Source organism: Loktanella sp. S4079 (assembly GCF_000967725.1).
GTDB lineage: Bacteria > Pseudomonadota > Alphaproteobacteria > Rhodobacterales > Rhodobacteraceae > Yoonia.
Map to the genome: position 1 here is coordinate 1 of NZ_JXYE01000004.1, position 18,286 is coordinate 18,286.

Genomic DNA, 18,286 nt, shown 5'->3' on the forward strand with positions numbered 1-18,286 from the left:
CTACGTGAGGTGAACGCAACTTTTGCGTCATAGCGAAATTCCAAGAATGGTACGCTTCCGTACTCGATATGTACACAAATTCGGTGGCTAATAACGGCGATTGGGTGCGTATTCTCACCTAACTGACACAACTTTTTCAGTAACGCTGCAGCGCAACCCTAGTAAGATAGCCGTCTAGTAGTTAGAGGTGATTAACGTGAGAAGGCGAGAAGTTCGAAGACCTCAACTATCTCAGCGGTTCGCGCCTTCGGGTAACAATCGCCAAGCTGATTGGCGTGGAACGTCGCTTAACGGGTGTAATGTTAACCGCCTTCCGGTTGAATGCCCGCTGTTCAAATCTCAAAAATCAGATCTCTTATCCGCGCTGCTGGATCTGCAATTTCGTCGGGATATCCGAGGGATACATTGATCAGCTGCGTATCGCCAACACTTGAATTTTTACCTCCATGGCAATGCCCGAAGAACCAGCGCTCAGGTCGATGCTTCAGAATAAGCTCACTCAGATCGCTGGCGTATGCTGCGGCAATATTATCGTGCTGGCTATCAAGAGCGGAAGGATGAGGCGCGTGATGGGTTGCCACGAAGGTTTGGCCGTCAAAATCCTCGGCGAGAGCGCCACTCAGCCAATCGAGTTGATTGCGATGGGCTAAAACTAGGTCGGACGGCCTCAGCTTTCGATATCCCTTGGAAGCGACGCGAATGTGCCTAAAGTCATTCATTCGCGCGGAGGCGTGACTTTCGTTGATGGTTCTACCTGCTCCCAACTCAAAGTCGGTCCAAAGTGTCGCACAAAGAACACGTGTGCTGCCAAATACGAGCTGCTTCTTTTGCACATACCCGACCCCAAATGCGGATGCGATTTGCTCCAGACGGTCCTCGCCATCGAGGCAAAAATCATAAAAGTCGTGATTGCCTGGGAAAACCGAAACTCTTTCAAGCGGCAGCAGCTTCGACAATCTCTCAAACGCGTACTTCCACCGCACCTTTGGTTTGTTGGTAAGATCGCCTGCAATCAGTAGGTGGTCGAGCCCGCCAATTTGATCCTCGATGCCTTCAAAAAGATCACGGTCGGCATCCACCCAGAAGTCATCGTGCAAGTCTGAAAGGAAAAGCAGTTTCACGTCAATCTCCCAGTGATAGGCGCAGTCCGCTACGGCCGCTTCTACACAACGGCCAATACCTTTTCACGATCATACAGCGTGCGGACGCACACCTTCGGCATACTGAGTGGCGAGATCCCAATTAAAGCCAGCTCACTGAATAAATCAAACAACCTCGGCAACCTCATTAACAAAAGTGGGTTAAGAAAGCACCTTGTTTAGAACATTTTCGACGTCCCTGCGACGATAGATATTTCGACCATTCTCATTTGACTGATCAAGCGGTTCAATCGACGCCTTTTTCAGGATGGATTTAAGCCTTTGTGAGCTGCATCCACTCTGCCGCGCCAGATTTCTAAGTGTCACGTAGCGCCTACTGAAGTTGTCCAGATCTTCCTGACGCACCACGGACTGAGATTTACGCGAGATTGGTGATCGGCTCTTTCGAAGCGGCAGATACCCACTGTCACAGAGCCATTTGATGACGCAATCATTGACCCCGAGAAGGCTCTTCAGCTCTTTCTTTGTGAGGCCTTCCACGACCGCAGTGTGCAACTTTGACATGACCTCATCCACATCAACAACAAGGTTTCGATATGTCCGCTGACCATTGGCAAAACCGACCCAATTCAATCGACCCTCGATGATGAGGGTTACGATCTCACCAGTACTGCATACAGCCTTTCTTGCTGCTGTTTGAATATCGGCATGCGTCCGACCCAGATGCCTGACGGGAACCGCCTGCCTTACTAAGCGATGTCGAAATTCCTTCAAAGCGATGAGCGAATATCGCGGCTTAGCGCGAGCTCCAACTGTGACGGGCACAATGAAACCCCACTTCCGCATAACATCGAACTGGCTGCGCGACATATTAAACACCTTCTGAGCCTGGGGCTGGCCAACAGAAACGGACGTCTCTTTTAAGAATTCCTCGGCTCCAATCGCGTCAAAGAACCCCACTGCACCATGTTGGGTCTGTCCATCGTCTACTGGTAGAAATTTCTCTTCGATCAGCAGTGTCCTCAAACGCTTTGGGTGCAATCCTGTCTCTCGTTGAGCAGATGCCAGCGAATGAACTCGTCGTCTTAGGCATTTCTTTCCAAGGACCGTTTCATCTGCAGCGATCGGGTAGTTTGAAATGATGTGGTCACGAACGATATCCAACATTTTGTTGTAAGACTGTGGCTTTCCGCTGAATGCCAACCATTGGTAAAAACGCCCCCAATGGGCCTGCGGCCCGCCTGACGGGACACCTGGGCGGCGCTGAAGGTCTGTAAGCGCGGCGCGAAACGCTTCTTCGCCTTGCGACGCGACAGAGAATCCAGCTGATCCCGCTGCCAGCCAATCTTCTGCTTGGAATGCTGCCAGATTTGCTGTTGGGCCGCGCATCATAACCGCTCCGAGCATTTCACAGGTTTTGCTTGCAACCTGAATACTGAACTTATTGAGCCAATTATATTCGATCCGCCCTTGGAATCTGGAGACTAGGTAGCTTTCCAAATCCGTAGGGGATCTTCTGGTGCTTGTTTTGTCAGCGCCGGAGATCATTGCGAAATCATCGATAATGCGCCCATGAAAGTCATGGGCATTGCGAGGGCTCTTCAGGGCGTCGAGGCCCAGCAACGGCCTAGAATGAGCAACGCAGGTTCTCACGCTTGCCATATGCCAGTAGCTTCGGCCATAGGCTCCAAACTCGCCTCCTGCTTCGATGTCAGCAATGATGCAGGCCGGGCATACGCGTTGAGTAGAACGTAGCAAGGTACGTTTCTCAAAAAACTGGTCTCCAATCGTATGCCCTTCACCAGCTCCGCTGCAGACTGCATTTGACTGCAGCAGCTCGCGATCAACATCACCGAGCTCTGAAAGGCGATTAAGCTGGGCTGTTTCACCACGGACCAGTGCAGGAAACTTAATCTTCACGTCAGTGTAAAAATATTGGGCATACTCTGCTAAGTTTGCCGCAGCCAAACGTGACCCAAATGAGGTCTGTGTCTCAAACGGCTGTAAGTCGATCAGGAACGGCAATGGCATCTCAACTCTCTCCGCCGAGGTTGACGTTGCCATTTGCACCGGAACTCGGGACTACGATATTGAGGTAATCGGGAACGATGTAAGGGTTGGCCGCATCAACCAGTTTATACTTCTCCTGGAATCCCGCAGCGAAGTCAGCGACGGTAACCTCCTTGGCTCGGTTTTTGACTGCAACGGTCAAACCTCGAATAATTTCCTGAATGGTTTTACCGAAATCACCGCTGGAAGCATGAAGCAGTCTACGGACGAAACTCACTTTTCTCAGATCCGGGTGCAGGTCAACATCGACCACTGAGGCATAGTGCGAGACGATCGACATCACGTCCGATTTGTGCGTTTCGGCCACCAGTTTTGAACATGAAATTCTCGTCGTTCGGTTCACCAGTTGATCATCGCGCTGAACCAACGTGTTGAGCTCAGGCATGCCAGCAAGGACCACGCACACTGGCCACTCTTTGTCCTGCAAAAGAGATTTAAGAGTATTGATCACTTTAGTGATCTCAATGCGGTTCTGATTGATGATAAAGTCCTGCGCTTCATCAATGAATAGAACCAGAACCCCAGATTTCTTTAGATACTGCCGCACAAGGTTCCAGATGTAGTGGGCTTCCTTGTTGTTGAGGTTAAGAGGATCATCATCGCTTCGATACCCAAGCTCAGCTAAGATATTTTGGCCAACCGATTTCAGCGTTGCAGGAGAAGATGCTTTGATTGCACATATGTCAGTTTTGGTTATCCGCTCCACGCCGCGCCTAACAACTCGCTTTGGCTGAAGATGCGGATGGTGATCCAACACATAGTCGATGACCGTACTTTTCCCTGAGCCCGAATTACCGAAAAGAACAATACCCTCACACTTTCGGCGTTTTGGGGCAGCAAGCTCGATATCCAGCCGTAAGTCAGACAAAATGGATGTGAATGCCCTTGAAAAGTCTCGATGAAGTTGGTTTTCAACAAAGATGTCGTTGAGTTTGCGGGTCTCTTTCGAGACCCGCATTGCATTATCAAAATCATCCATTGTGGCCTGTCCCATGAAAAACCAGACCACTTGCCTCAACAATAGTTTCGTCATCTATGGTTGGGCATTCCGGTTGCTGATCGACCTCGCTGGCTTCAGGAGCTGCTGCCTCAGACACAGCAGAACCCACCTTAAACGAGGTGGCGACGAAATGTTTCTCCATCTCCGCCGAGGACAAAGCTTCGGCTTCAAGCCCTAAGAAAACAGATTTCTCAGCCCGGTTTATCTGCTTCGCCGTGCAGCCGAACGGGGTCATGTCCATCAACAGAAATGGCTCGTTATTCATTGCTCGAATATCTGCCAGCGCCTCCAGAACGACGTGTCGCTTCAGTAGGGATTGATCATGATTGTGTTGGCGAATGGCCCTCACTCTAGCGATCCAAAGATCCATTCGAATACCATCAAACCCACCACCGACAGCCTTGGCAGGAAACCACATCCCGTCGATCAGCACGTCAACAGTTCCGATGTTTTCGGGGTTAATCCGCACTTTGACATTGTGTTCATTGTCTGGTCGACGCAGGAACAATTGATCAAGTTGGGCGCATCGATACTGAATACCGCACACCAGGACGCCGTTCCCGCGCACCTTTCTGCGCACATTCAGACCGAATATTGCGCGGCGATCCTTTGGCAGCGGCGGCGGACACATCGGGTACCGCTGGCTCAATCGATCCCACGCGTTGTTTGGCGTTTCGCCATTCAAGCCCTCATGTGGCCGATTGTGGTAAACATCGACAACAAAACGTACCAACATCATCGCGAGCATGTCATCGGTTAACGTTGCCGTTCCCTCAGAATCGAAATCTCCCTTTTCAGCAGGATTTGAAAACACCCTGCCATTGGCCTCTTGGAACAAGTCGGTATTGAATGTTCCGAACACCCGTTCGATGAACGGGCGCAACCACGGAGTTGCCCCTGCAGGCGTATCGTGCGTGGCGCCCAACGCGGCCAGAGCTTCCGCAAACTGATACGAAAGAAAGGCCGTTCCTTGGTCCGTCGATACGAAAGACAGCCCGCAATATTTATCCCAGCGGTCTTGCGCACCGGCTGCGATTGCAATGTCTGTTTTATCTCTCGTTGCCAGTGATAAGCATTTAACGGCTTCTGCGCCGGATGGGTTTTTGCATATATGGATCGCCAAAATGCACTTGGTCGTCGCGCAAATCGCAACATACATCCAACGCCGTTGCTTTGGGATTTTCTTGCGTTGTTCTTCTGTCAGGTGCTCCCAGATGAAGGTTGTCGTTGCCAGTGTCATCAAGTCGATTTTGCCTTCATCGATCTCGACATGCTCACCTGGAAACTGAAGAGGAATCCCTCTTTCAAACAGAGCATATTTCTTGCGAGCAGCATCGAGCCCCCGACGCTGGCAATAGACATAGAACGCATCCATCTTTTTGATCGCTCGGCGCACGGCGCTGAGTTTTGGGATCTTCCATTCGTGCAGGCCTGCTTCACGGCGTTCAGCATTGACCTTAGTGAACGCCTCTTCGGTCTCTTCCGCTATTTTCTTTTGGCTCTTTCTGCGACGGGTCGCGTATTCTTGAACACACTTTGTCAGCAACGCCACCACTCCGGGTTCAAACCGCTGTGTATAGTTTCCTGACTCGCCAACGCGGCTTCTCAGACCTTCAATGCGAAATCCCGCATCTTCATAGTCCCAATACCATCGGAGCAAAGTACGAGCCCCCGGTTCATCCGGAACCTCGCATATCTTTCCAGCCCGCTTGTTCTTGCCGTTACGCTGGAAAGCTTTCCACTTCTTTGTCACCGATGCCGTGATACTCGGCAGAAGCGCTGCGATTGAGACATCTGTTCGAACAGCCTCTTTCAGTTCAAACGCGCGGTGTAAATCATCGCAAAAGAGCTTCTTCCAAAACACATCTTTGCGCTCGTCTTCGGGGAGGTCAGCGAACTGCAGGCCATCATCAATTCGCGGTTTCCGTGACTTGCGAAGGCTGTAGTCGTCGCGCTTGTAAACCAACCGCTCGGCCTGGCCGAGTTCGTAGATTTCTTCGTGTGAAAATGTCTCAACCACGCGTGGTTCGGTCACCGTTTCAAGCATGACGCACTTGGCGTCTTGTCTGACAAATCTATAAGCGGTCTGGTCGATTACGAATTTGTCGCCGGTGCAGTAGTTCCAGAAGTTATGATTGACAAAACTCATGACAGTGCCCCCACGCGGACAACTGTGCCGTAGTCGATCAGTCCAGCTGAGACTTGATGAAGGACGCCACGATAGATGGAATTTAGGATCGCCCCATAAGCTCTTCCAGCGAGCCCTACAGCGTCAATTAGGTCGCTGATTGTGGTATTCCCATTCAGTTGGCGTATTACCCGCTCAACTGCTAACTCTGCTTCCTGGTCGGCAATCCTCCGGATGGCATGGTACCGCGAGTTATTGACCTGTTGTTGGCGCGAAATCGTGCGGTCCGTGAACAAGGCGACTTCGTTTGCAAATCCTGCAGGGACGCAGGCAGCGATTTGCTGAAGGGTGAGATCAAGCCGGTCTCGTACAGCTGTTTCAAATGGTTTGACGGCAACTGCGATTTTGTAGCCGTCTGAACGATGGGCAAGTAAATCGAAAGTGTGCTTCTTCCGGTTACCATCAGCATCCACGTATCCAACTGGGCCAGCCTGCCCAGTAACTTTAACAATGCCTGGTTGAGACAGGTAATGCTGAAGCCCTTTTCGCTCCAATATCGCTTCGACCGAAACCACGTGATTGGGGCCCCAACCTTCATTTGGTAATACCACGTTGCTTGTACCGTGTCCCTTTGTTCGCCGATTGATAGCTCTCGCACCGGGCAGGAAAACGGGTTGAGGAAAGCCTTGGGTAGAAATTATCGAAGACATGCTGTCTCCCTTCTTTTGGTAAAATTGACCAAAAGCCACCTGTCGCTGCCCGAGGTGGAGCTGCGTTAACTTGACTTTTGGCGTTGAAAGAGGGATCAAAGCAGTGTGATGGGTCGACCAGATTTTTCACAACAGCTTACAAAGGTCGGAGCGCTCCAACGCTTCGGCCTTTGCCTTTTACGGAACCCCAGGAGCTTTGTTGTTCTGAACCTCCTTTTGCAGATTTTCGTGTTGTGATTGATCTGGATGGTCAGCATATCGCGACGGCCATATGGCGGCCGGATCTTCGCCAAGCTTGGCGGCGATAGCGCCCTGAATTCGTTTGCTTTTAATAACCCCCGAACAGCAGTTTGAGACGGCCCCAGTATTGATTTTGAGCTCCGCCGCGATGCTACTAAAGCTATGTCCGAGCAGCCGAAGCCGGTACTTCAGGTTTTCTCTCAAGGCCACTTCTTTTTGCATCGCTTCGACACCAAACCGCTAGATGTAGTATGATTTCATACCGATCTCTATGCGGGTGATTCTCGGCTGGCAAGAGGCGGGAATCATCGAACAGGCAAGATTTTCCCACATGGCAGACATGGAACTGATTGTTGAAAAAATATCTTTTGATTCAGTGTCTTCGCGACTTTCCCAAGGGTAGTTTTAATAATTAACTTCAGAAACGTCACCAATTGCCAAGGAAATCTAACAGTTAAATATCAGAATTGCGTTCTAACGTTAAATTGGGGCTACCGATCAGTCACACCGAATTTCAAATGCTTCATGTATGAAACACGGCCCTAGTGAAGTTAAGTTGCCCGAAAGTGCGACAATTCGACTCACCACACATCAAGTACGTCCGGCGCCGCTTTCGAAGCGCATGACGGCCCATAGCCGCCGTTGACCATGTCTTCCAGATGCTGCGGTGCGGCCTGCCAGACCAGCCATTCGCTGCAACTGCGAAATCAGGTGATCCGCGAATTCACAAAATGCCGGGGTGGTTTCAACTGATCGCTGCAACACGTGCTTCAAATTTCTTAGCAGGGGTTTGGTATTGCAAGGTCTTTCTAGGTCGCTCGTCAAGCTGGCGGGCGACGGCGCTGAGTTTGGCTTGGCTAAAGCCTGATATATCAGTGCCTTTGACCTATACATTTTCCCGGGCGGCAAAGAGCTCAAGCAATACCGCCGTGCCTATAAAACGCCGCGAACGGGCGCAAACCAGGATGAGGCGTTGCGTTATTGCGCGCGCAAAGCAGACTGTGGCGCGTGTGCCCTAACTGTCTGTGATGCTGACTCTAGCATTCAGACTGCTGTGGTGCACAAGTTGAACGATACCGCCAGCTTTCAAGACCGTACAATCCGGGCTCAGCTTGGGCTTGCAGGAAATCCTAAAGACTTGCCTCTCTTCCAAATGGCGATCGATCCTCCCGATCAAATTTACACCTACGAATAGTGGCGTAATCTTTCTGCACTTCCGCCTATCTTTTCCGCACGCTCGTGCGAACTAGGAATCGCGTTATTCCTAACATGTCGGGAATGGGAGTGGAGATGGACCATGGCACGGTTTCAAACCGTACGCCGAATTCGGCTTGAGGCTATCTATATCTTCACAGACCTCCACTTAAGCCGTGGAGCACCACACTAACTCAAAACGCGATACAATTGACCGATCTGCCACTTGCGCGTGCATCAAGTCGGACCTAAACTGAAAAACAAGAATAGCTACTGAAGGCACTAGCTGGCACTATGGCAACGACATTCTCTCTGTTCTATCTTGGCATAGCGCCAGAAATCGACTCCGTCGAAGGCAATCTGACGTCCGAGAATCACAATGCGCTGAACGGATTAGTGTTTGGCGGGCCCAGCAACATCATTTCGGGCAACCTCCAGACGTTGTCACCTGATGCGACCAACTCCTACACTGGAGGTGTGAATGCGGACGCGTATGGGGCCGAAAATCTAATAGAGAACGAGACGTTTTCGATCGATGGCGGTGCGCTCCAAACGCATGACACGACGATGCTCTATAACAGCACGGTGATCCAATACACGGATGGATCGACCGCGACAGTCGATGCGATTGTCATGCAAGATACAGGCGGTAATCTGTATCTGCTGCCACCGACATCCGGCCCCAACGCCTACTCGGACGCGCTAGAGGCAAAGCCGATCGAGTCGGTAACACTTGGCACTGCGGCACCCTCTGGCGGAACAGATACTTACGGTATGACCGCTGATCGTTACGTTCTGGAGTTCAATTACGTTGATACCGACGGCGATGGGATCATCGATTCCGAAGATATCGATGATGACGGCGATGGAATCCTCGACATTGATGAGGGTGCGAGCACCACAGTACCGACGACAATCACAATCATCTTTGACGCCGATGAAAGGGCTGATGGCGACAATACAAGATGGGAATTGCGTGATCCAAGTGGGACCGTAATCGCAAGTGACACGACAATTGCCAACAATGTGATCGAAATTACGGACGTTCCGGTAAACGGGATGGGTGATTATACCTTCACCGTCAATGATAATGGCGGTTTCTTATCCTTTGGCAACGGGCTTAATGGCAGCGACCCCGCCAGCTATGTCGTCCAAGTTGACGGAGTAACCGTTGTCGATTCAGGGCCGAACCCAAATTTCGGCGGCTCAACGAGCCATACCTTTCCGGTTGCTGAAGTCGTAACCGAAGTCGACACAGACGGTGATGGTATCGCTGACCATCTTGACCTCGATAGTGATAATGACGGCATCACGGACAATGTCGAGGCACAGACCAGCTCAGGATATGTGGCACCTACTGGTACTGACAGTGACGGTGATGGGCTCGACGATGCCTACGAGACTGGCGGCCTTACTCCCGTGGATACTGACGCCGATGGTACCGCTGACTTTCTAGATACTGACAGCGACAACGATGGCATCAGCGATACTGACGAGGCTGGCCATGGCGTTACGCAGGCCGCTATCGATGCCTCTGCCGATACGGATGGCGACGGTATAAAGGATGTCGTGGACGACGTGGTTGGTTTCGACGCCAACGACGCCGATATCGACGGCGCGGGCAACTTTACGCTGGCCGATAGCGATTTTGACACCGCACCAAATGGCAACAACGCCGCGCCAACCACCACCGACCTTGACTATCGCGACACCGCAAGCGCTTTCGACAAAGACGGGGATGGCATCGTCAACAGCGCGGATCTCGATTCCGACAACGACGGGATATTAGACACGGACGAGGGCTTTAGCAGCGGCCAAGTCTACTGGGATCACAATGACGGCAGCGGGACGTCGTACCTCGCCAACACTAACGGAGATGCGGCTTCGATCCTCAGCTCCACAAGCTCCATTTCGTTTGGTTCAGGATTCGTTGCACCTACCAGTTCTTGGGAACATATCCTTCAGGGCGCCGACGCGAACACTCTCGCCGAAGCGGTCGCGTTGGATGAGTATGTCGAGGTCTCTTTCACACTTACCCAAGATGCATATCTGACCGAAATTCAGCACGGTATTATTCCAACCGATTGGGGCGGCACGGCCGCTGGCAGCTATAATGTCGCCGTAAGCGCGTCTGACGATGGCTTCATTACATCGACCACAATTTACGATGATGGGTATCAGCCCAGCCCACCGAACGGGTCATATGGGATCAGCATCGAGTCCATCGAACCCTTCGAAATGGTAGCTGGTCAGCAATACACTTTGCGTTTCTACCTGTTTGACGAACAGAATAGCTATTCACCCGACAACACGCTCGCATTCGACGATCTGTTCCTCAAACTGGAAACGAGACCGGATTCCGACGGCGACGGCATTGCCGATTACTTGGATCTGGATAGTGACAATGACGGGATCACCGACAACGTCGAGGCGCAGACAACAGCGGGCTATATTGAGCCCACCGGGATTGATTCTGACGGCGACGGGCTCGACGACGCATATGAAACTGGCGGCCTTACTCCGGTAGACACTGACGGGGACGGCATTGCTGATGTTCTTGATACCGACAGTGACAACGATGGCATTAGCGATACTGACGAGGCCGGCCATGGTGTTACGCAGGCCACCATCGATGCCTCTGCGGATACCGATGGTGACGGGATCAAGGATGTCGTAGATGACGTGGTTGGCTACGACGCTAACGACGCCGACATCGACGCTTCGGGCAATTTCACGCTGGCCGACACCGACAATGACACCGCCCCCGATGGCGCTGGCGCGGTGCCCTTGATCAGCGATCTAGATTTCCGCGATACAATTTGTTTTTCGCGTGGCACACAGATTATGACCGATCGAGGCGAAGTCGCGGTAGAGGACCTGTCAGAAGGCGACTTGGTTCTGACGGCAGATAACGGCTACCAGCAACTGCGATGGATCGGCAGCCAAAAGGTGTCGGCAAGCCGTCTTAAAGACGAACCAAACCTGTGCCCTATTCGAATCCGCAAAGGTGCCTTGGGGGATAACACGCCGTCCCGTGACCTCGTCGTATCACCCCAGCACCGCGTGCTCGTACGTTCCAAGATCGCCCGCAGAATGTTTGACGCTTCCGAGATTTTGGTAGCGGCCAAGTTCCTTCAGTCCGTCGACGGCGTATCCGAAATCACAGATTGCGACGGCGTCGAATACTTCCACCTCTTGTTCGAACGCCATGAAGTAATCTGGTCAAACGGGGCATGGACGGAGAGTCTCTTCACTGGTCCACAGGCCTTGAAATCGGTCGGACCGGAAGCACGCGCGGAAATCATGGCGCTCTTCCCAGAACTTATTGAACGCAATTACGAAGCTCAGCCCTGCCGGCAACTGGTATCTGGACGCAGGGGGCGCAAATTGGCGTTTCGGCACGAAAAAAACCAGGTCGCATTGGTTGAACATGCTTAGAGTCGAGCTTGTTGTATGGCTGCTCGGCAGCCTCAAGCGTGAACGAGGAAGACAGGTGATGCGCAGCAACGGCAGCTCACACGTCGGATCCTGAACTTCCGATTATGATCCTTAAACAATTTGTAGTGCTAAACGTCCGCTTCTGCACGACTTAGCTAAAGTTTCGCGTCCGCAGCGAATGACCGCAACCCGCCCTCAGCGTGGATGCTCTGCCTCCATACCTAAGGTGGCGGAGTTTAGCCCGCGTTGCATGGCATCAAAGTGTTCGCGTGAAATCATCGCAAAGAGAGATTTTCCGTACCTGGTGATCATAACGGGTTCACACTGAACCGCCTCCAGAATTTCAGATGTGTTGCGCCTCAATTGGGTCGTTGAAAAGACCTTCATATCTTGCCCTCGTAGCGGTCTAAGTGTTGAGTTTCGCCCTATGCTCAACATCGCCCCAATGCTTGTTCGGCGGCAACTTGTTTGCCCGGCGCGCGATGTCGGCAAAGGTAACCGGCATAAAGTCCCACACATCGACGCCTACATTCACAGAATTGCGAGACCCGCGCCAATTGTTGTGAACATGGCCAAAGAACTGTAGTGCACCTTTGCGAGCATGGTTCCAGGTAATCATTGGGTAGTGGCACAATGTGTTGGACTGGTTTTCGGGACCATCCTGCAATTCAACGAAGTGAGAGATGGAATCCCAGGGTAGTTCCAGTGTTGGTTTGTGATCATGATTACCAACGACCAAGTGGCGCTCAGCGCCCGGCAACTGATTGAATATCTGCTCAACATAAGCGCTGTCTTTGGCTTTGGAACCAAAAGCGAAGTCGCCCAGAATCCATAGCTGGTCTTCCGGGCCGATCGCCTTCCACATATTTTCCAACATTGCAGCATCCATTTGTGATGCCGACACGAAGGGGCGATTGCAAAATCGCATGATGTTTTCATGGCCGAAATGCGTGTCAGCCGTATACCAGATTGTCATTGAGTGTTCTCTCGGTTCAGTTAACCCGCCAGAGCGCGAAATTCCTCCGGCATGTAATCCAGCGCCAATAATTTCAGAAAAAGCAGATCCAGCGGCAATTGTGTCTCTATCCAATGCACTCTTTCAGCGTTGATGCTTAGATCGAAGCCGCCAAATTTGTTCAGGGAAATGCAAATTTCACGTCCGTTTAGAAAATCCCAAAGGAGCTCGGAAAACGAACCTTCCCCACTCTTTGGATGTGTCGAAAGGCCTGAACACTGAGCAAGGATTGTTGGCAATACTTCCGTGAAGACAGCCCATGCCTGCTGTTGCTCCTGCAGATTCAATGTTCGAGAATTAGAGATCGGCTGCAGTGCTGTCGACTTTAGCGCCAGTACCGGTGCAAACTTCGATAGGATGGCTTCCTTGGTGTTTGAGGTATCGCCTGCTTTCACGCCTGTCATCTCAACACCCAATCTGTATGTCGTCGATGGCAGCTGAATCCAGAGCGCTTTGCGAAACACCCAAAGCGCAATACAGGTCCGCAAGGGTTATATGTATATTTGGCATCACTACCCACCTTATATGTATAATCTGATTTTTAGATAATCTGAAAATGAGATTACTGGAAGTGTCCGTAGCATCTTACGGACACGCAATTGACCAAAACACTCCACACCAACGGACATTTGGCGCTCATTGAAGCGCTCATTTCTGCCCGTAAATCCCAAAATCTCTCACAAGCAGCCTTGGCAGAGCGGTTAAGGTGCCATCAATCGTTCGTCGCACGGATCGAGTCGGGGCAGCGGCGTATTGATGTGCCAGAATTGGTGATCATTGCGCGGGCGCTCGATGTTCCTGCGGAACACTTTTTTGAAGCCGTCATTAAGGCTGTGCCACCTGATGAACGGATTTAACGACCTGATTTCGTTGGCTAATCACACAATCCACAAAGGGCTTTAACGGCTTTGGGTGTGACCGAAGCATGATTTTCACGTCCAAAATTTACTCAAACCCCATACCCAAAATAGAAACGGCTTCACCCCGAAAGCATCGTTGTGAAGCCGCTCAATGTACAACCTATGTGTAGATAATGGACCCGTGTTAGAACGAAATGGGCAAACTATAGGTCACTTCACAGTTCCACAACACCCGTCTAACACACTCATCCGCATTTCGAATAGCCGCAGGATCCGCAGGTCATGCAGCCTTCGACCATGCGCAGGTCGTAGGACCCGCATGAGCCGCAGGCCTTGCCGCGTGGTTTGTTGTTCAGTGCGACGACGTCCGCTTGCGGGTCGCTTTTGAGACCCATGCCTTCGCCTTCGATGAAGCCGGTGGCGATCATGTGTTTTTCAATAACGCCGCCGATTGCGGCGAGGATTGACGGCACGTATTTGCCTTGCATCCAGGCGCCACCCCGAGGGTCAAAGACTGCCTTTAATTCTTCCACAACAAACGACACGTCGCCACCGCGGCGGAAGACTGCGCTAATCATACGCGTCAGGGCCACGGTCCAGGCAAAGTGCTCCATGTTCTTGGAATTGATAAAGACCTCGAATGGGCGACGGTGACCGGCGATAACCAAATCGTTGATCGTGATATAGATCGCATGCTCGGAATCAGGCCATTTCAGCTTGTAGGTTGCCCCTTCCAACTCACTCGGGCGATCCAGAGGTTCAGACATATAGATGACTTCTGAACCTTCTGCGCTCTCGCGGATTTGCTCTGGGGCCTCTGAAGGTGACGTCTCTTCACTGACGCTCAGGACCGACCCGGTTACGTCGTTGGGGCGGTAGGTCGTGCAACCTTTGCAGCCCTGATCCCAAGCGGCCATATAGACCTCTTTGAAATCGTCAAAGCTGATGTCTTCGGGGCAGTTGATCGTTTTTGAGATAGAGCTGTCGATCCATTTTTGCGCTGCTGCCTGCATGCGGACGTGATCCAGTGGAGCCAGTGTCTGTGCATTGACGAAATAGTCAGGTAGTGGCGCATCACCTTTTAGATCGCGCCATAGCTGAACTGCATAGTCGACGACTTCTTCTTCGGTACGCGTCCCGTCTTTTTGCAGCACCTTCCGGGTATATGCATAGGCAAAGACGGGTTCGATCCCGGATGACACGTTTCCGGCGTAGAGACTGATCGTCCCAGTCGGCGCGATTGAAGTCAGCAACGCATTTCGTATGCCATGTTGACGAATAGCCTCACATACATCGCTATCCATGTTCTGCATTGCACCGCTCGCCAGATATTTATCTGCGTCGAATAATGGGAACGCGCCCTTCTCCCTCGCCAAATCCACCGAGGCCAGATATGCGGCGCGCGCGATTGCGTGCATCCATTGGTCGGTCTGACGCGCCGCTTCTTCTGATCCATAGCGCAGGCCAACCATCAACAGCGCATCGGCCAATCCGGTTACACCCAAACCAATCCGGCGCTTTGCGGCGGCTTCACGCGCTTGTGCCTCGAGCGGGAAGCGTGACGCATCGACGACGTTATCCATCATGCGCACGGCAGTCGCGACCAATTCGGTCATCATCTCTTGATCAAGTGCGGCACCACTTTCAAAGGGCTGCGCAACCAGACGCGCGAGGTTAATCGACCCCAGCAAACACGCGCCATACGGCGGCAAAGGTTGTTCACCGCAGGGGTTCGTCGCGGCGATCGTCTCGCAATAGTTCAGATTATTCATCTGATTGATACGGTCGATAAAGATCACACCTGGCTCGGCATAATCATAGGTGGACTGCATAATTGCGTCCCAAAGCGCGCGAGCCTGAACGGTCTTGTAGGTCTTGCCGTTGAACACCAAATCCCATGGCGCGTCAGCTTTCACCGCCTCCATGAATGGATCAGTGATCAGAACCGACATGTTGAACATGCGCAGGCGGGCTGCGTCTGATTTTGCCGTGATGAAATCTTCGACATCAGGGTGATCGCAACGCATGGTCGCCATCATTGCCCCACGGCGCGAGCCGGCAGACATAATGGTACGGCACATCGCGTCCCAGACATCCATAAATGAAAGCGGACCAGATGCATCCGCCGCAACCCCCATGACAGAGGCACCTTTGGGTCGGATCGTGCTAAAGTCGTAGCCAATTCCGCCACCTTGCTGCATCGTCAGCGCGGCCTCTTTGAGCATATCGAAAATGCCGCCCATGTTGTCTGGAACTGTGCCCATGACAAAGCAGTTGAACAATGTGACCGAGCGCGCAGTCCCTGCGCCTGCGGTAATGCGACCCGCTGGCAGGTATTTGAAATCCGACAACGCGTCGTAAAACTCTGCTTCCCACTTGGCGGGATCGCTTTCGACCGCGGCCAAAGACTTTGCGATGCGACGCCAAGTATCCTCGACCGTTTCGTCGATTGGCGTTCCATCTGCCTGCTTGAAGCGGTACTTCATATCCCAGATTTGTTCGGCAATCGGGGCGGCAAAAGCGGTCATTGGATGATCCTCGTGTGATTCTGATTGGCTGCAGCACAACTGCAAAGGATAAGGTCAAAGCGATTGAAAGCAAGGGCGGCCGCCCTACTTTCAGAATCGTAGAAGCCGGTCTATACCCACAACACAATACCACATCTAGGGGTGAAATGTGACAAAATGCGTAAATATGGTGAAGCTGTCCGTAGGGACAGAAGATGTCACCGGGTTAGAGGCATGGCAGCAAACGCAACATGCGCAGAGCTCTGACGGCTACCCAAGGCACATAACCCGCATGTGGCCAAAGCGCGAGAGCGAACTTTTGAACGGGGGGTCCATTTTCTGGGTGATCAAAGGGCTGATCCAATGTCGCCAGCCCATTCTACGCCTAGACGAGGTGATCGGCGTTGACGGTATCCGCCGCTGCGCCGTGGTCTGCAAACCCGGCTTAATCCGTGTGGCGACAACTCCGCGACGCGCATTTCAGGGTTGGCGCTACCTCAAGACCGAAGACTCCCCACCTGACCTGAGCGCTGGAAAGCTGGACGAAGATCCGCTTCCGCCAGAGCTATCAAAGGCGCTTGCCGATATCGGTGTTCTCTGAACATCACAAATTTCTAGAAATTTGTGATGCGACCTCTGCCACGGTCATGACATCCGCTCGCGTGCAATCAAATTGCCCCACCTGCACCCGGATCACAAACATATCGTCATGCCGTGTTTGGGTCAGATAGACGCGCCCATCATCATTGATCAGCCCGAGCAAACGCTCCGTCTGCTCGTCATCACGAAAGCGAAATGTAAACAGCGATAAAATCGGATCAGTCGTGATCTCACACCCATCAATTTGCGCGATTTGGTCTGCAAGCTCATTCGCCCAGGCAACGTGATTGCGGATACGCTGGCGCAAACCGTCCAGCCCATAGGCCCGCAACACGAACCATAGCTTGAGCGCACGAAACCGCCGCCCTAGCGGAATGGTCCACTCATTAAAATTGACGACTTCATCCTGACCAAGGGTTTGTAGATACTCTGGTCGCAACCCAAGTGACCTAATCTGAGGCACAGGATCGGCCAAGAACTGGACCGCACAGTCGAATTGGACCCCAAGCCATTTATGCGTGTTAAAGACGATGCTGTCGGCACCATCAACGCCCAACCAAAGCTCGCGGAACTCTGGACAGATCATCGCTGAACCCGCCCATGCAGCGTCAACATGGGTATAAAGGTCATATTTCTTTGCAATTGCCAAACATGCATCAATCGGATCGCAAGCCCCGATTGAAGTCCCGCCTGTGCACATCACCACGCCTGCTGGCTTATACCCCGCCGCGAGGTCCGCTAGAATCGCTGCCTCTAATTGTGCCGGGTCCATGCCGTGATCTGATAAGGTTGGGACTTTGACAAGGTTTGCCTGCCCGATACCTGCAACGCGTACCGCCTTATCCACCGATGAATGCGTTTGCGCCGAGGCGTAGACCCGTAATCGTGGTCCGCCAAACAAGCCATCTTGGATCGTATCCCACGCCATGGCTCTGTCGCGCATGGTCAACACTGCGGCCAGAGTCGCCGTTGTCGCGCTGTCGTGGATTGTTCCGCTAAAATGCGATGACAGCCCCAGCGCGTCGCGTAACCATCCGATCATGACCTGCTCGATCTCGGTTGCAGCCGGCGACGTCTGCCAAAGCATCGCCTGTGCCGCTATCGCGCTGGTCAGCTGTTCGGCCAACATAGACGCAGGCGAAGCGTTCGCCGGAAAATACGCAAAGAAGCGCGGATGTTGCCAATGTGTCATCGCATCCGGCACCATCGCTTCAAAATCTGCAAATATTTGCGCCATGGGTTCAGCATCGGCTGGCGCGGACGTCGGCAACTTGGCCGCCGTTTCACCATAGCCAACCTGCGCCCGAACAGGGCGATCGCGCAAGTTGGTATGATAATCCAACGCCCATTCAGCCGCACGACGCGACCATTCATAAAGTTCATCGTGGTTCATCAGGGCACTAAGCCACAGCAACAGCTATGCG

Annotated in this window: 14 protein-coding genes and 1 pseudogene; 3 read left to right on the forward strand and 12 right to left on the reverse strand. The window is 52.4% G+C overall.

Translation table 11 applies throughout. The features are described from left to right. Window positions 1-332 precede the first annotated feature (332 nt). The 7 genes and pseudogenes from TW80_RS12005 to TW80_RS18395 form a co-directional block, all read right to left on the reverse strand. Window positions 333-1,121: a metallophosphoesterase gene (locus tag TW80_RS12005; RefSeq protein WP_045997683.1), complete on the reverse strand. Its 789-nt coding sequence runs from the start codon at window positions 1,119-1,121 to the stop codon at window positions 333-335. A 180-nt stretch (window positions 1,122-1,301) separates the two neighbouring features. Further along, window positions 1,302-3,131 (reverse strand): TniQ family protein, encoded by a 1,830-nt coding sequence (locus tag TW80_RS12010; RefSeq protein ID WP_045997684.1) that lies wholly within the window; start codon window positions 3,129-3,131, stop codon window positions 1,302-1,304. A 1-nt stretch (window position 3,132) separates the two neighbouring features. Next, window positions 3,133-4,149 (reverse strand): ATP-binding protein, encoded by a 1,017-nt coding sequence (locus tag TW80_RS12015; RefSeq protein WP_162197168.1) that lies wholly within the window; start codon window positions 4,147-4,149, stop codon window positions 3,133-3,135. Then, window positions 4,142-6,319 (reverse strand): Mu transposase C-terminal domain-containing protein, encoded by a 2,178-nt coding sequence (locus TW80_RS12020; RefSeq protein WP_045997686.1) that lies wholly within the window; start codon window positions 6,317-6,319, stop codon window positions 4,142-4,144. Before TW80_RS12020 ends, TW80_RS12015 begins: the two co-directional genes overlap by 8 nt. Further along, the gene (locus TW80_RS17685) at window positions 6,316-7,008 is read right to left on the reverse strand and encodes a hypothetical protein (protein ID WP_157033264.1); all 693 of its coding nucleotides are present in this window, start codon (window positions 7,006-7,008) and stop codon (window positions 6,316-6,318) included. Before TW80_RS17685 ends, TW80_RS12020 begins: the two co-directional genes overlap by 4 nt. A 177-nt stretch (window positions 7,009-7,185) precedes the next feature. After that, the gene (locus TW80_RS12030; protein WP_045997687.1) at window positions 7,186-7,470 is read right to left on the reverse strand and encodes a helix-turn-helix domain-containing protein; all 285 of its coding nucleotides are present in this window, start codon (window positions 7,468-7,470) and stop codon (window positions 7,186-7,188) included. A 523-nt stretch (window positions 7,471-7,993) separates the two neighbouring features. After that, window positions 7,994-8,131: pseudogene (locus TW80_RS18395) on the reverse strand (IS30 family transposase); the annotation flags it as partial. A 605-nt stretch (window positions 8,132-8,736) separates the two neighbouring features. Here TW80_RS18395 and TW80_RS18400 point away from each other — a divergent pair. Beyond that, window positions 8,737-11,880, forward strand: a complete 3,144-nt coding sequence (locus tag TW80_RS18400; RefSeq protein ID WP_239450543.1) for a Hint domain-containing protein — start codon at window positions 8,737-8,739, stop codon at window positions 11,878-11,880. 195 nt (window positions 11,881-12,075) lie between these two features. Here the strand turns inward: TW80_RS18400 and TW80_RS18540 are convergent, their stop codons facing one another. From TW80_RS18540 to TW80_RS12060, 3 genes are read right to left on the reverse strand one after another with little or no spacing between them, the layout of a single operon-like run. Beyond that, on the reverse strand, window positions 12,076-12,399 hold the full coding sequence (locus tag TW80_RS18540; protein ID WP_084625782.1) for a type II toxin-antitoxin system Phd/YefM family antitoxin: 324 nt from the start codon (window positions 12,397-12,399) through the stop codon (window positions 12,076-12,078). After that, window positions 12,287-12,970 carry a metallophosphoesterase gene (locus tag TW80_RS12055; protein WP_239450544.1) on the reverse strand — a complete coding sequence of 228 codons (684 nt, stop codon included), beginning with the start codon at window positions 12,968-12,970 and terminating at the stop codon, window positions 12,287-12,289. The genes TW80_RS18540 and TW80_RS12055 overlap by 113 nt, the downstream gene beginning before the upstream one ends. After that, entirely contained in the window at window positions 12,877-13,299 is a 423-nt protein-coding gene (locus TW80_RS12060) for a hypothetical protein (RefSeq protein ID WP_157033265.1), read from the reverse strand. Before TW80_RS12060 ends, TW80_RS12055 begins: the two co-directional genes overlap by 94 nt. A gap of 195 nt (window positions 13,300-13,494) precedes the next feature. Between TW80_RS12060 and TW80_RS12065 the strand changes: the two genes are divergently transcribed. Further along, complete coding sequence (locus TW80_RS12065) at window positions 13,495-13,752, forward strand: helix-turn-helix domain-containing protein (RefSeq protein WP_045997693.1); 258 nt, start codon at window positions 13,495-13,497, stop codon at window positions 13,750-13,752. A 248-nt stretch (window positions 13,753-14,000) separates the two neighbouring features. Here TW80_RS12065 and TW80_RS12070 read toward each other — a convergent pair whose 3' ends face one another. Further along, window positions 14,001-16,283, reverse strand: a complete 2,283-nt coding sequence (locus TW80_RS12070; RefSeq protein WP_045997694.1) for an adenosylcobalamin-dependent ribonucleoside-diphosphate reductase — start codon at window positions 16,281-16,283, stop codon at window positions 14,001-14,003. 148 nt (window positions 16,284-16,431) lie between these two features. Here TW80_RS12070 and TW80_RS12075 point away from each other — a divergent pair, with 148 nt between their 5' ends. Further along, window positions 16,432-16,863 carry a DUF1489 family protein gene (locus TW80_RS12075; RefSeq protein ID WP_157033266.1) on the forward strand — a complete coding sequence of 144 codons (432 nt, stop codon included), beginning with the start codon at window positions 16,432-16,434 and terminating at the stop codon, window positions 16,861-16,863. 3 nt (window positions 16,864-16,866) lie between these two features. Here TW80_RS12075 and TW80_RS12080 read toward each other — a convergent pair whose 3' ends face one another. Then, entirely contained in the window at window positions 16,867-18,255 is a 1,389-nt protein-coding gene (locus tag TW80_RS12080; RefSeq protein ID WP_045997696.1) for a pyridoxal phosphate-dependent decarboxylase family protein, read from the reverse strand. Window positions 18,256-18,286 lie beyond the last annotated feature (31 nt).

Coding starts and splice junctions, on each gene's coding strand:
- TW80_RS17685 (WP_157033264.1), bottom strand. CDS start 7,008: ATGTCTTCGATAATTTCTACCCAAGGCTTTCCTCAACCCGTTTTCCTG.
- TW80_RS12060 (WP_157033265.1), bottom strand. CDS start 13,299: ATGACAGGCGTGAAAGCAGGCGATACCTCAAACACCAAGGAAGCCATC.
- TW80_RS18540 (WP_084625782.1), bottom strand. CDS start 12,399: ATGTGTGGGACTTTATGCCGGTTACCTTTGCCGACATCGCGCGCCGGG.
- TW80_RS12080 (WP_045997696.1), bottom strand. CDS start 18,255: ATGAACCACGATGAACTTTATGAATGGTCGCGTCGTGCGGCTGAATGG.
- TW80_RS12010 (WP_045997684.1), bottom strand. CDS start 3,131: ATGCCATTGCCGTTCCTGATCGACTTACAGCCGTTTGAGACACAGACC.
- TW80_RS12015 (WP_162197168.1), bottom strand. CDS start 4,149: ATGGATGATTTTGATAATGCAATGCGGGTCTCGAAAGAGACCCGCAAA.
- TW80_RS12020 (WP_045997686.1), bottom strand. CDS start 6,319: ATGAGTTTTGTCAATCATAACTTCTGGAACTACTGCACCGGCGACAAA.
- TW80_RS18400 (WP_239450543.1), top strand. CDS start 8,737: ATGGCAACGACATTCTCTCTGTTCTATCTTGGCATAGCGCCAGAAATC.
- TW80_RS12030 (WP_045997687.1), bottom strand. CDS start 7,470: ATGCAAAAAGAAGTGGCCTTGAGAGAAAACCTGAAGTACCGGCTTCGG.
- TW80_RS12070 (WP_045997694.1), bottom strand. CDS start 16,283: ATGACCGCTTTTGCCGCCCCGATTGCCGAACAAATCTGGGATATGAAG.